Annotated in this window: 11 protein-coding genes; 8 read left to right on the forward strand and 3 right to left on the reverse strand. The window is 56.5% G+C overall.

Annotated features, from left to right (window positions below; all coding sequences use genetic code 11):
- Positions 1 to 110 precede the first annotated feature (110 nt).
- A complete protein-coding gene (locus RISK_RS21630) occupies positions 111 to 1178 on the forward strand; it encodes an ARPP-1 family domain-containing protein (RefSeq protein WP_047816399.1) in 1068 nt (355 codons plus the stop codon).
- A gap of 184 nt (positions 1179 to 1362) precedes the next feature.
- Here RISK_RS21630 and RISK_RS21635 read toward each other — a convergent pair whose 3' ends face one another.
- Complete coding sequence (locus RISK_RS21635; protein WP_236696549.1) at positions 1363 to 2268, reverse strand: 3-keto-disaccharide hydrolase; 906 nt, start codon at positions 2266 to 2268, stop codon at positions 1363 to 1365.
- A gap of 212 nt (positions 2269 to 2480) precedes the next feature.
- On the opposite strand from RISK_RS21635, the gene RISK_RS21640 reads away from it, so the two are divergent.
- From RISK_RS21640 to RISK_RS21670, 7 genes are all read left to right on the forward strand, one after another.
- Positions 2481 to 3011 carry a macro domain-containing protein gene (locus RISK_RS21640; protein ID WP_047816400.1) on the forward strand — a complete coding sequence of 177 codons (531 nt, stop codon included), beginning with the start codon at positions 2481 to 2483 and terminating at the stop codon, positions 3009 to 3011.
- Between the two features lie 208 nt (positions 3012 to 3219).
- Positions 3220 to 3468, forward strand: coding sequence for a dual specificity protein phosphatase family protein (locus RISK_RS33195; protein WP_236696550.1), 249 nt, complete (start codon positions 3220 to 3222; stop codon positions 3466 to 3468).
- Positions 3465 to 4547: an ADP-ribosylglycohydrolase family protein gene (locus RISK_RS21650; protein WP_047816401.1), complete on the forward strand. Its 1083-nt coding sequence runs from the start codon at positions 3465 to 3467 to the stop codon at positions 4545 to 4547. Before RISK_RS33195 ends, RISK_RS21650 begins: the two co-directional genes overlap by 4 nt.
- 18 nt (positions 4548 to 4565) lie before the next feature.
- A complete protein-coding gene (locus RISK_RS21655; RefSeq protein ID WP_047816402.1) occupies positions 4566 to 5456 on the forward strand; it encodes a M28 family peptidase in 891 nt (296 codons plus the stop codon).
- Positions 5457 to 5686: 230 nt separating this feature from the next.
- Positions 5687 to 8944, forward strand: coding sequence for a hypothetical protein (locus tag RISK_RS21660; RefSeq protein ID WP_236696551.1), 3258 nt, complete (start codon positions 5687 to 5689; stop codon positions 8942 to 8944).
- A 47-nt stretch (positions 8945 to 8991) separates the two neighbouring features.
- The gene (locus RISK_RS28710) at positions 8992 to 9414 is read left to right on the forward strand and encodes a protein kinase domain-containing protein (RefSeq protein WP_047816404.1); all 423 of its coding nucleotides are present in this window, start codon (positions 8992 to 8994) and stop codon (positions 9412 to 9414) included.
- A gap of 39 nt (positions 9415 to 9453) precedes the next feature.
- Positions 9454 to 10014, forward strand: a complete 561-nt coding sequence (locus tag RISK_RS21670) for an endonuclease V (protein ID WP_047816405.1) — start codon at positions 9454 to 9456, stop codon at positions 10012 to 10014.
- A 55-nt stretch (positions 10015 to 10069) separates the two neighbouring features.
- Here RISK_RS21670 and RISK_RS21675 read toward each other — a convergent pair whose 3' ends face one another.
- Positions 10070 to 10534 (reverse strand): DUF6884 domain-containing protein, encoded by a 465-nt coding sequence (locus tag RISK_RS21675; protein WP_047816406.1) that lies wholly within the window; start codon positions 10532 to 10534, stop codon positions 10070 to 10072.
- Positions 10534 to 14307 (reverse strand): DEAD/DEAH box helicase family protein, encoded by a 3774-nt coding sequence (locus RISK_RS21680; RefSeq protein ID WP_047816407.1) that lies wholly within the window; start codon positions 14305 to 14307, stop codon positions 10534 to 10536. The genes RISK_RS21675 and RISK_RS21680 overlap by 1 nt, the downstream gene beginning before the upstream one ends.
- Positions 14308 to 14475: the final 168 nt, after the last annotated feature.

A 14475-nucleotide genomic window follows, 5' to 3' on the forward strand; every position in this document is an offset into this window, starting at 1 on the left:
ATAGCAATGTATTGCAACTCCAAAACACGAAGGCACATCCAATTTATCATTCCGCACCCCCTTGAGGCTCAAGCCTCACCCTTCAAGACTCAAGACCGGAGACTACCACCATGCCATTCTTCCGCAAGACTCGAGACTCACGACTCAAGACTACCATCCGCGAGGTCCTGCGCGGATGCGAGGCCGGCCGCCTGCAGAGCGTTGGCTACATGCAAGTCATCCCGCTTGTCAGCGATTTGAACGACGATCGATTCGTATCGCCGGTGCAGTGCGATGCGGATGTCTACACGACCAGCTACGGGACGCTCGGCTTCCGCAACTCGAGCGATTCGGTGATGATCGTTCCGTGCCATGCCGGCTATGTCGTTAAGCAGCACGCACAGGACCACGCGATGGCGCACGCCGGCGTGGTCGCTGCTGCTGGCGATCGCCGGTACGACACGGCGGCCTGCATCCAGGCATCGCAAGGTGGATTCATCAAGAAGGGTTCGTACCGCATGTTGATTCTGCCGCACGCGTTGCGCGAGCACGCGTTGCAGAAGCGAGGCGAGAAGAACTACCAGAAGCTGTGGGACGACATCTCGGTGTTCAACCAGCGATTCGGAGTGAACGGTCAAGGTCACCTCGAGTACTTCTTGAAGGCATTCAAGAAGGAACTGGATGAGTTCGTCGCCGAGTTCGAGTGCGTTCCGCGGCAAGTCGGTGCGATCGTCTTGGTCGATAACCGCGTTGTCGGCATCGAGCGGACACCGTCTCACGAATACTGGCTGAGCATTTGGCCAAGCCTGATTCGCGAGTGCTACGGATCGTTGGCGATCGAAGCGGCAAAGGCAAACGGAGATCGAGCACCAGACCGATCGCCGCGAGTGCAACTGCCGGTCGAGATCGCATCGCTCGACGAGCTGGAATCGTTGATCGCCGAGATCGCTTCGCAAGAAGACGAACGAGCCCGATCAACGGTCCGCGAGCTACTCGGCGAACCACTTGACTTGCAATACGAAGAAACGGTGTCTGACCGACGGGTTGGGGCCGACGTGTCGATCGACACCGCAACCTCGGAACACTTCACCGGCCAAGTGATCCGCGACGGCGACAAGATCGTCTACGCATCACTTCCAGCCACGAGTGCCTTCGTCAAGAGTCAAGAGTGGACACGAGCCGAGCCCTTCTCGATCTGATAGGGTCGAGAGATCAAAGCCAAGCCAAACGCCTGCGTCGGAGCAATCCGGTGCAGGCGTTTTCGGGTTCTGGTTGATGTTGCATGATGAATCAGCCGGCTACCCAGGGCTTTGTGGTCTCACATGGATCTTGGCTGGAACCAACGCTGAACGTGAGCCGGTCCTGCGGCCGTTCGTCATCGTTCTAAAAATCCGTGCTAGGGTCGCTCAGTTCGATCGGCTTGATCCAGATGTTTCGGTAGAGCACTTCGTGACCCTCACACTGCAATTTAATGCCACCGGGAGTGTCCGTGATTCCAAATCCGTTGTCGTTGCCACCGTCAATTCCTGAATTGGCTCCGCCCCAAACTTTGTTGATCTGCTGATTGAGATGAACCTTTTCACCATTGAAGTACATCGTCACCATTGGCTTCTCGGAAAGCTTGCCCTGTTCAAATCGAGCCGCCCGAAATTGGATGTCGTAAGCATTCCATTTGCCGAGCCCGTTGTAGGCATGATAGGGCGAGGGCGTTTCGTTGATCACAGCACCAAGTCCATGCTTGGTCTTGTCGCCATCAAGAATCTGAATCTCGTAGCGGTTCTGCAGGTAAACGCCGCTATTGCCACCCGCGTTCGGAATCAAAAACTCGACGTGCAATCGAAAGTCACGAAATTTCTGTTGGGTCACGATATCGGCGGTTCCGTACTTGCCCCCTGCGGCGGCTGGATCATCAGTCATGATCGTCGATCCATCGTCCACCGGATCTTCGACCACCTTCCATTTGATAGGCAGCGAAGAACTGAACCGAGGGCCTTCCCAGTAAGTCCATTTCTCGTCCAGCATTTCTCGCGACCCATCAAGGATCAGCTCTGCTCCCGCAATCGGCCGGGCACCGACACCAATCGCATCGTCACTCCTGGAAACCGCCGGCGCAAGAAACCCGACCCAGAAAACACACCATGAAGTGAAGCAGAGAAGACGCATCAGCAGGCTCTTGAACGAGAAATAACGGGCTAGCGACAATCGATCACTATAGCCCATTTCTCCACCGGCATCGTTTCGTCCTTGCCCCAGTGACTTCAGACGCGCCCGATCAGCATTGACGTTCATCCAATGAATCCGCCTAAGCCGCGTCGTCCGGTGTTTCGTACCCAGTGTTGTTTCGTACCCAAGTGTTCTCGACAATCGTATTGCTTGGCACGAATCGTGGGTCGTCAGAAGCGGTGCTAGCTACGATGAAGGATTAACTGGCGGACGCTAACTTCACTGGTCGTATCGTCATCGTCTAATTTCAAACAAGCCAACGATCACGAGATTGAATCATGAAGATCAAAACGCAGGTCGGTGATGTGCTGCAGACTCCCGCCGACGTTCTGATCTCCACGGCGAACCCATGGCTAAATCTGTCGGGCGGTGTCAACGGAGCGATCTTGTCCGCGGTTGGACCAGTCATTCAAGGCGAATTGCATTTGCACCTGAAAAACCTCGGCGTGTCTGCTGTCCCCGCCGGAACGGTGGTTCAGAGCCAGTCCGGCGGACTGCCGTTTCGTTGCATCCTACACGCGGTTGCGATTGATCCGTTCTATGATTCATCGGTTGACCTTGTGCGAGGAACACTTACCAAAGCACTGGACATGGCGGTTGATCTGGGAGCCATGGCGGTTTCCGCACCAACGCTCGCGACTGGCTATGGCCCGATGTCGATTGCTGAGTTTGGCAAGGCATTGTCTCCGCTCGCGAATGAACGACGCTTTGACTCGTTGGCATTGACGGTCGTCGTTCGTTCGAAGGGTGACCGATCGGAACTCGACCAGGCGTTAATTTTTTTCAGCGATTCACGGATGGTCGAGTGAAGTACGGTTTTCTCTTCCTTCTGCTGGCCATTGGAATCGCCGGCACCGCGTTGCGGGCCGGGCCGTGGGCATGGGTGCTGCTCTATCCCGCGTTCTCATTCGGAGTTGTCGCCGCGGCGTATCTCTTTTCAGCACCAAGTGTCTTCAGGAAACGGTTTGATGGACGGAGGTCACCGCTTGGAACATCAAGAACTACCTGTGCGTGCCAATGTTGGATGGTACGGGTGCGACCGCCAAAGAACTCCGCGAGCTAGCCAACGAAATTCAGCAAATGCCCAAACCGGTGCTGATTCATTGCGCCCAAGGCCACGGAAGAACAGGCTTGGTAGCGTCAGCGGTGCTTCTCGTGTCAGGAGCAGCGCAAACAGCGTCCGACGCGATCGCAATGGTCCAAGCCGTGAGGCCAGGAATCGAATTGAACGCCACTCAAAGATCCATCTTGGAGCAAGTCCAATGACCCGCAACGCCATCACCGGATGCATTCTGGGAATTGCTATTGGCGACGCACTCGGCTTGCCATACGAAGGCGTTTCCACGCAGCGTGCTCCAAAGTTGCTTGGGCCGCCCGACCGGTACCGGTTCTTTTTCCGGCGTGGCATGATCTCGGACGATACCGAACACACCTGCATGGTGGCTCAATCGCTGATCGAAGCTAACGGCGATGTGGATCGATTCGCACGTCTCTTCGCGAGTCGACTGCGATGGTGGATTCTGGCTTTGCCGGCGGGCGTCGGGAAAGCAACGGCGCGTGCGGGCATCAAGCTTTGGTTGGGTGCAACGCCCGCTACCTCCGGCGTCTTCTCGGCAGGCAATGGACCGGCGATGCGAGCCGCGATCTTCGGCGCGGCGATCGACGACGTGCCGCAGATGCTCGAATTCGTGCGTGTTTCCTCGCGTGTCACACACAGTGATCCCAAAGCGGAGTTCGGTGCGATCGCGGTGGCGTTTGCCGCTCGACACTCTCGCGTTCACAAACAGGTCGATGCGAACCTGTGGCTGTCCGATGTTGTCAACGCAGTGGGTGACGACGCTTCGGAGTTGACCAATCTCTTGCATCGATCCGTCGATAGCGTTTCGGCTGGCGAATCAACCAAGTCGTTTGCAGATTCGCTTGGGCTATCCAAAGGCATCACCGGCTACACGTACCACACCGTCCCGGTCGTCATTCACGCTTGGTTGTCGCACTCGGAAGACTTCCTACAAGCGGTCACCGCCATCATCGAATGCGGCGGCGATGCCGATACGACCGCGGCAATCATGGGCGGGATCGTGGGTGCCGGTGTCGGGGAAGCCGGCATCCCGTCCAATTGGATCAACCGCATTTGGGAATACCCACGAAGCATCGCCTGGATGCGATCACTTGGTGAAAGCCTAGCCGTAGTGGATCTTGTCAAAGATCCCAGTGTGGAAGGATCTATAACAAGATCCACTACAAGAGCTCCACGTATCAATCCGATCGCGGTGTTGTTTCGCAATCTGCTCTTCTTACTCATCGTCCTCTTCCACGGTTTCCGCCGACTCGCACCGCCTTACTGAAACGAAGAATTTGGGCCCATGAATCCCGACCGCGATTCCATCGAAGCGAACCTTCGCCTGCATGTCGATCGACTTGCCGGGTTGATCGGTCCGCGCACGCTCACAAAGCCGAAGACGATCGAAGCGACCCTCGGATACATCGAAGGCCAGTGGTCCGAGATGGGCTATTCCAATGATCGCGAATGCTACGACGCACTCGGCGACGAAGCCACCAACCTGATCGTCGAGCAACCTGGAAGCAAACGGGCTGACGAAATCATTTTGCTCGGTGCCCACTATGACACGGTCGCAACCACACCCGGAGCCGACGACAACGCCTCGGCCGTGGCCGTCCTCCTGGAAGTCAGCCGGTTGCTGCGCGAGCACACCGGCCGGCGGACCGCACGCTACGTCGCGTTCGCTTGCGAGGAGCCGCCGTACTTCAACGTCGATGCGATGGGCAGCCAACACCATGCTCGCGGGTCACGCCAACGCGGCGACAAGATCGTCGGCATGTTGTGCCTAGAAATGGTGGGCTACTACGCGTTGCACAAAGGCTCGCAGATCGTCCCACCCACGATCCCCAAGTTCCTGCATCGTTTCTTCCCGCAACGCGGCAATTTCCTGGCCGCCGTCGGCAACATGCCGTCCTGGAAACTCAACTGGCAATTCCGTCGAGGCTTCAAACGCGGCACCCGCCGGATGCCGTTGTTCTCGATCTGCCTGCCCGAAAAGATCAACGAGATCCGGCTCAGCGACAACAGTTCGTTTTGGGACCAGGGCTACCCGGCCTTGATGCTGACCGACACCAGCTTCCTGCGCAATCCTAACTACCACCAATCCACCGACACCCCCGAAACACTCGACTACCCCCGCATGACCGAAGTTACCCTCGGCGTGGCCTCGGCGATGCGAAGGTTGCTGCATTGAACACGCGATCGTCGTGCAAGTGGTCAAACTACCTCCAACTCAACTCGGACTTCAAATAGTTCACAGTCGCCATGCAACCGCTTGAGAACAAACGCACCAAGATTCAATCGGGGATCGCCCGTGCGCGTTTGCTCCTCAAACGCGATTTGGCTTGGTTGCCCGGCTACCCGATGAGGATGACAAAGATCGAAGGCGCACCCGAAAATCCTTGTCCCTGGCAATCCAATTCGATGACGTCTGAAAACGATTCCACGAGCTGGTCGATTGACGGGGAACACCTACGGCGGGCTCAAATGACGGTCACCAAGCTGCGTCATCGGTTTCCTCGTGCGCTTCCGAAAATTGTGGATGATGCCGATGATTGGCTAAGACGCATCGACTTTCTGTTGGGCTTGCTGAAAGGGTTCGTTCACCACGGCCAGACTTTCGGCAGTGACGATGTTCTTCAAAGCGGAGTATTGCCGGCGCGTTGGACGAACTTAGCTGGCCGGATGAAATCCACGCATCCACAGCTCGCGAGTCTGCTGGATGCGGTCACGTTCCAAACGCTATCCGACCAGCGAAATTGCGATCTCGAGTCATTGGTGTGGATTGAGCTGCATGCTGCCGAACTCACGTTGCTCAGCAGTGTCAACCGCGAACAACCACTCCAACTTCCGATTCGCATCCTGACCGTACGAGAGAATCTCCCGTCGGAATTGTTGAATGTTCTCGTTCGGTGTTTGACTGATCCATTGATTTGCACCTGCCTGTGGAAGCGACCTGACGCTCGGCTGCGTCAGTTGTGCGAAACCACACTGAAGGCAGCGAAACAAGTCGAGTTCGTTTTCCCGAAGGATTCGTCCGAAGAATCACTCGCCCATTTAGTCACGACCACTTTCCTCGAAGTTTGTGCCGATCGTCCAAAACAACAACGCGACCGTTTTGGCCTGCTCAATCAACTCCTGACGCCTGAGCTGGTTGACGTCGTCGCCGAGACTCAGGCGAAGGTCGTCGCCAGTGAAGAAGAATTGTCGAAGTTATTGCGGCGGCTTCAGCCTCGGCATGGCCAAGATCCGCAGCCAGATTTCAGTTACCGTGACTTAAAACGCAAGGTCGCAGCAACTTCGGAGATCGACCGCGTTCGAATCACGACCATCACTGCGCTGGGAAATTGCCTGCAGTTGCAAAAGACGTTCAGTTCGACGGAATCGAGACTTTGGATTGATTTCTTGACTGGATTCCCGACTGACCATGTCGCACTATCGATACGTCTGATTGCCAAATGGTGCCACAGCTGGAACTACAAGGCAGATCATCGAAGGAACTTCATTCGAGTCATCAAATTGGTTTCGGCATTGATTCAGCGACGTGGAATCCCACAGTCAATGCTGAAACATTGGTACCACCATGTCGACGAGAAACGTGCGTACAACGAATTCGTCGTGGATACAGCAGACGAATTAGCGGATCAGCCCAAGCTGGAAATTCGCACGGTGTGTCTGTTGGAAAAGGTTGCCTATGACCTTCAAATGGATATCGGATCCGAATTGATTTCGTCACTTGTGGAATTCGCACAAGCGACCGACAACGACGACTTGTCATGCTCACTCATCGAGCACTTGACGGGAAAACCCGACACGACCTACACCGCGATTGAATTGCGACTCGCGTATCACTTTGGCGATTCGGTTGAGGTTATCTCCGATGTCTTGCTCTCGTTGGACAACCATTCCGATCTGACGGAGTTGGCGACTCAGTTGAAGCCACTTTCCGACGACCAAGATTTGAAACGGATAATTGCACGGCGTTTGGCTGACAACGATGGGAAGGTTCTATCGAGGATTGCTGCAACGACGTCGATTCTCCGCAACCTGAAACAGCCAATCCCGAAGTGCGAGCGGTTTGATCAGGCTGCGGGTTGGGTGAATCGGTATCCGAGCGAATTCCATTCGGCTCTCGAGTCACTCGGCCAAGCAGCCGATGACGCACCCCGAATCGCAGAAAGCGTGTTGGGCAAAGCGTTTCCATCCCCAGAAAAACTGAACCAGCAAATCGAGGCTCTTGAATCGAAACTTGCCGAAAACGCGGCGAAGCGGAATGGCACCGCGCAGCGGGACCAACCCGCGGAGCCGGCCGATACTGCGCAGCCCATTAACGAAGACCGCATGCGTGGTCGTCTGGCGAACCTTCGGCGAAGGAGAATGCAAGTGGCGTCCGTGTCGACGGCGCGGTGTAAAAAGCTGATCGAGAAGTTGAGGAAGCGAACGGAGCTTGAACTTCTTCAACAGTACGCAGCGACGTCTCGATCGCACGCCGCCGCAGCGATGCAACGACGTTTCAGCCTAAAGACGTTTCCGGATGAATGGCTCAGCCCGCCGTTTGATCGCGTGCTCCGCGAAATCAATGGCTTGGATAATCCCATGCAAGACTTGGGCATTCGGCTCTTGTTTGAGACTTCGGAACGAACCACTCGAAATTTTGACGAAGAGCCCCGAAACGTGGTGTTTCGCCAGCGAATGGAAGCCACGGGAGTGCGGATGGAGCCTTGGTTGAGCGATCAAGTCAGACAGTCCGCAACCACCGCCGATGGTTTCCCCTATCAATTGGCCTTCACTCGCGATGTCATCGACTTCCTTCTGATGGGTTTTCATTTCGACACCTGCTTGTCGCCCGATTCGTTCAACTTTTTCAGTACCGTTGCCAATGCGGTCGATTTGAACAAACGCGTCGTTTACGCAAAAACGGATACGGGGAAAGTTATCGGCCGCTGCTTGTTTGCGTTGAATGATTCTGGCGAAGTCCTCACCTACTATCGCTACTCGCACAATCCTCGAGATGGCTTCGCAGAAGCGGTGGATCAATTTGCAGAGCAACTTGCTTCGCAGATGCAGACTTCAATCGCGACTGGCGGCAAGGTTTCCAAGTTGGTCGCGAAGGATTGGTACGATGACGGGCCCTGGCAAACGAATTCAAATTGGCTCGGTGATGACGGGTTGCTCGCAAGGCTGACGAAAGACGGGGGTGACGCAAGTCTGCTGCCTGTGTTGTTGGAGGAGGTAGGCAGAGATTTCTTGAAACGCCGCGTAACTGAGTTGGCAACCAATACACGTGTTCGCGAAAAGCCCCAATTCCTACAGTCGTTGCTGGATGAATTTGAAAACGAATTGAGCGTCAGGCACAAGTTCACAATCGGAGTCAACGTCGATTCCATCGCCATCAGCCATCGACTGCTTTCACAGTTGCGATGGTCGGAGATTGTCGGCTTGGTCAATCGGCATCAATGCAATGAGTGCGATGTTTTCCACGGGATCGCAGAGTATTCACGCGTCTTCCGCGTCCTGAGCGATTTCCACCCGACGCTTGCTCTGCGAGCGATTCGGGCATCACGCCCCTCATTCATCAAAGATGACACCAGCGACCCCAACCGAACTCGTCGTAGTGCCCTGGCCCACGTACACCGACTGCTGGGACGCGAGCATTTGGCGGCCAAGCTGAGTGCGAAGTAGAAGACTGGTGTGATTGGAAATGGATCTCATCCTTCATTCGTGAGCCGATGGCATTCCGCCGACTTCGCGGCGTTCAGTTCGATGAAGCCTTTCCATTGGTCCGGGACGTCGTCCTCGTAGAAGATCGCTTCGGTCGGGCATTCGGGAACGCATTGCCGCGAGTGAACGACAACCAGTTTGTGCTCGGCAAGCTGATCGGCAGCGGCGGTTTCGGAAAGGTCTACCGCGCCAACATGCAATCCGACGCCAGCACCGTCGCAGTCAAATTTCTTCGCAAAGCGTTCTGGCAAAACGAAGCCGCACGACTGTCGTTCGTTCGAGAGATAGGCATTGCGTCTCAGATCCAACACCCCGGCGTCATCCGCTATCTGGGCTACGGCAAATCACCTCACGGCGGCCCGTACGTCATCTGCGAGTGGATTGACGGATGCTCATTGCGAGACGTTGTGATCCCCGCGGGCGTTCTTTGATGGTGGATTCGTTATCTTTGAGGGCATGGATATCGCAACATGAACATCGCCTGCATCGACGTCGGCTACACCGAGTCTGAATCAAAGCCAACGAGAGCGATCGCTGCCTGCGTGATCATTGGCAACTGGAGAGATGCCGTGTCATCGTCCGAGCACGTCGTCCATTTGACCGACGTCCAAGCTTACCAGCCCGGTGAGTTCTACCGCCGAGAATTGCCGTGCGTCCAAGCCGTATTGGCGGAGCTTTCTCACACGCCGTCTTGCATTGTCATCGATGGCTACGTCTGGCTGGACGACTTGGACCATCCTGGCTTGGGCGCACACTTGCACCGATCGCTTGCGGAATCCATCCCCGTGATCGGCGTCGCCAAGAATCCGTTCAAGCGGTCCGAACACGCAACCGCACTGACACGTGGCGGTAGCACACGACCGCTGTACATCACCGCAGCAGGAGTCCCAATTGCGCAGGCCGTCCACAACATCGCGGCAATGCACGGCCCGCACCGATTTCCAAGCATCCTCCAACGAGTCGACCGCCTCAGTCGAGGAGAACAGCCCATGCAATCGTCAGCCCACAGCACCAGCAAACGATCACGCTGACCGTGTACTGCCAATCAATCTTCGAACTGCTTAGAGCGGCATTCTGCTCGAAGGATCAACCATCGCCAGTAACCGCATTCTCGGCCGCTCGCTTGGCGGCCTGCATCGCTTTGCCGATTGGCAGGCCAGCGAACGGGAACTGAAGGTCCACCTCCGTTCCCTCGAATGCAGTCTCGATCGCGTGCCGATATTCCTTCCCACCCAAACCGATCACTGCATCGAACGTTGCCAGCCTGCGATCTTTGACTTGTTGCGACAGCGTTTCCAAGTCAATCGGCCCCGACGACTTCTTTTTGAAGGTGACTTCGTAGGGGCCCGGCAGCACGAAGTCCGGATCAATGAAACCGTGCTTCGCACTGAGGATCAGCCATTGATCGCCGATGCACTCCGCGTACTTGCGGTTCACCTTGAACGGCGATCCCACGTACGCATCGCGGGCAATCGTTGGTCCGGCCGTTGGATTCTTCGACCAAACCTTGCTGCTACCGCATGGAACGATCACGAGAGTCGTCTTTGGCATCAGCGGCTTTCATCGTATGAGATTGCTTCGTGCAAGACCGCAACAAATTCACCGAGCACCCTGAGGTCCGTTGCCGCTTCCTCGTCGATTTGGATTGCCGAATACTCGGGATTGAGTGGCTGCAATTCGATCGTTTGGTGTTGCCAACCGTCTTCGCCTCCGCCCTTGGTGGAATGGTATCGCTTCACCGTATAACGTCCACCATCCACCGGGTCCGCATGCGTGTTGATCTGAACGAGCACCAAGCGGTTCTGTCGCGAACCAGCCGAACTGGGACGAAACAGACACAAGCTTCCACTGGTGATTCGCGGCTCCATGGAGCGACCGATCACCCGAGCGGCGAACATTCCCGTTGAGAGCTTGCGGTCGGCAACCTCGATCCATCCGATCTCTTCCGGAACACCTTCCGGTCCAAAACCTCCGGCCGCGGCAACCAAGTCGTACACGGGCACGTGGCTCGCGTACTTCGCGGAGTCTTTGACCGACGGCTCAATGGCCCATTCCGGTTCATCCGGTTCGGTCAGTGCATCCGCGATTGGACGTTCGGAAGTATCAGCAGCAACCGCGTTCTCAACGCCGGTCGGCTGCACATGCCAACGCCCCTCACTCAATTGAAAATGCACACGGAAATCCGTTCCCGGCAGCCCCGCGTCCTCCCCGAACCACTGGCGGAGCAACTCCGACAAACGATTCTTCTTTTCACCTTTCGGGTACGCGACGTTGCAGGCGACTTTCACAAACTTGAACGTCCAAAGGTCTCCATTGGGCAATTGCACTTCGGTTGGCCCCACCGGTCGCCCCGGTTCTTTCTCCACCGTTGGGATGAACACGATTGCTTTTCCATTCGCATGCGAGACCTTTCCCGTGAACGAATTCGCTGTCTCGGGCGACTCTGCCAGGCGTTTCGATTGGATGTACCGAGCCAGACGTCCCTCGACCAGTTCTTCCGTCATGGATTCAAGGGAAGCATGCAGTTCAGGTGGGCAATCAATTGCCAACTGCAGTTGATCACCTGTCCGCTTGAACCATCGCGATCCGTTTTGGTTATCCAGCCATCGATCAATGGGCCATTTGATCCACCACGCCATCCACTCCGTGTCGCTTGCATGACGATGGTCGATTGCGTGCTTGCCCTCCAGCAGATCTCGCCGGAGAACAGGGTGTTCCAGCATGTGAGTCCGACAGCGTTTGGCAAACTCTGGCAAATCAACCGGATCAAAGAACGACGATTGATCCAGCAGCACGCGAAGCACCACCATCTTGTACGACTTGTTCAAGCTGGTCGTCTCGACCGTCTTGAACCAATCACCGAACAAGCGAAGCGTTTGCTGTTCCGCATTGTTCAGATCACCTTCCTCATCGGCAAACGCAAACCAGCTTCCCGCACTGCGACTGATCGTTCCTGGAATGTACCCGCGAGCGATCAATTCCGATGGAGTCGGGCGACGCCCCAGTTCATCACGCATCCCGCGATACGCCTCGACCCCGGCCGCGGCTCCCGTTGGAAGGAATTGCTTCAGCAGATCCTTGGCTCCAAGTTCAACATCCAGCAAGCAGCCCTCGGGCAGCTCCGGGGACGCCCCCTGGATCCACTTCCGCAAATCACCCCACTGGGCCGCGTGGTTTCCCAGCGACAACAGGTGGAGCATTCGCCGAGCAAACAAGCGGTGATTGCCGACGAAGTCGATCACCAACAACCGTGTCTTGCCCATGCTGGCTCGCAATCCACGGCCGAGCTGCTGAAGGAAGACAACCTTCGACTCCGTGGGCCGCAGCATCACGACGCGATCGACCGCCGGGACATTCAGCCCCTCATTGAACATGTCGACCACGCAGAGTGTTTCAAGCGAGCCATCACGCAACTGTTCCAATGACTCGCCGTAGCTGTCACCGCCTCCTCCTGAGAAGACCGCTGCCGAGCTGACGCCTTTTCCACGCAGCCAATCACGCGCGAACACGGCATGACGCCGGGAGCAACAAAAGACGATCGTTCGCTCACCGGGATGCTCGTTGATCGCTTGCCACAGTCGTTCCATCCGCTCGCTCGTGGCGACGCGTTGTTCCAGTTCGTCGGGATCGAACCGGCCGTTGCGCCAAGGGACTTGTTCGAAGTCCACCGTGTCTCGAATGCCGACATAGTGGAACGGGACCAACGCTCCCTCTTCGATGCCCGTTCCGATGGAGGCGTGATAGGCCAAGTTGTCGTCGAAGACACTGACCACATCGACGCCATCGGTGCGTTCGGGAGTCGCGGTCAGTCCCAGAATGAAGTCAGCGTCCAACTTCGCTAGCACGCGGCGGTATGTCGGGGCCTCAGCGTGGTGAACTTCGTCAATGATCACGTAGTCGAAGTGTTCATTCGCCAGACGCTCCAGGCCCTCGGGGCGAGCGAGTTTCTGAATCGAGGCGACCACCAACTCACCGTCCAGTTTGCTGCATGAGCCGCGGTACCACGACGTACGCGATGCCAGCGAATCGCCCTCTTTGAACGCGTCGTCCAGCAGCTGGGACAAAACAATTTCGGCTTGCGTCAAAATGTGCGAGCGGTGTGCAATCACCAGCACTCGCGGGCGGCGTCCGAGTGCATCCCCGACTTGCCGCACATCAAACGCAGCCAGCCAAGTCTTTCCCATCCCGGTGGCGACCGAGATCAACGCCTTCGCAAAACCGTCGGCACGCAGCCTTGCAAGCGATTTAAGCGCCGCCGATTGCCACGGCCGAGGCTCGGGAATCGTTGTGTTGTCGATGCTTTGGGGTTCGAAGTGTTCCTTGCGGAAGGCCTTTGTTTCTAGCCGATACTGCTCCACCAAATCAGAAGTCAGCGGCTCCGCGGCCCGCCACAATTCATCAAACGCCTGAACAAAATCGTCGGGCACGCCATCGTGTCCACGGCTAGAACAGATCAGATTCCATTCGACGCCGGTTTCTAAAGCGGGTTTTGACAGGTTGCTGCTTCCGACCGCCACCAGCGAACCGTGATCATCCATGATTCGCCACGCCTTGGGATGGAATGATTCTGGTTGACCCGAGAGCGACTTATATTTCACCAGCCGCGCCTGCAGCTCACCACGCAAGTCTTGATCGTCTCCGACTGTATCCTGCCACGCGAGCAATCGAGCCAAGGCTTTGGGATGCGAGATGTACAGGTAATCGCTGACGAGGATTCGAACGGCGGCGTCCCTTCGCAGAGTTTCGAACAGCCGACCTTCGATCACGGCGAGACCTGAAGGCTGGACAAACGAAGCCAACACGTCGATCTTCCTCGCATCAGCCATCCGATCCGAGAGTCGTTCCCACAAAGTGGAATCCGGGTACCCCGTCGCCAGTTCCAAACGCGGAGCGTTCGTCGTGTTCCCAGGCGTCGCCTCCGCTGTCTGGACCGATGTCTCGTCGACCAGGTAGTTTGCTTTCTCGGGGATCACGTATCGAACACCGCCCCGTGGATCCGGTACATCGCCGAGGTAGCGAGGGATCACATGAACGTGAACATGCATGACCGTTTGGCCCGCGGTTTCGCCGCAGTTGAAACCGACGTTGTATCCAGTGGGCTTGGGGGCCAGCGTTTCATCCAGCCGTTGCTTGACCATGTTGACCAAGCTCATCAACGCAGCTTGTTCTTCTGGCGACGCATCAAACCAAGTCGGCACGACGCGGCGAGTCACCACCAATGCATGGCCGCGTGTCACTGGAAAACGATCGAGGAACGCGAACGCCAGTTCGTTCGAAGCGATCCAATCCTTTTCGTTGACGCTTAAGAACGGTGAGCGGTCCATGCGTTACTCAAACGTGTGTCGTGTCGAACCAGCGAGTTCACCTACTGGAGCCCGGCAGACCCCCTGCCTGCTTGTCCCGTCGTCTCTGGCACAATAGGATGATGGGCTTCAGTTTGCAACCACGTGAGGGATTCACGTGGCAATGTGTGTTCGCAATTTCAATGAATG

This window comes from Rhodopirellula islandica, from assembly GCF_001027925.1.
Lineage (GTDB): Bacteria > Planctomycetota > Planctomycetia > Pirellulales > Pirellulaceae > Rhodopirellula > Rhodopirellula islandica.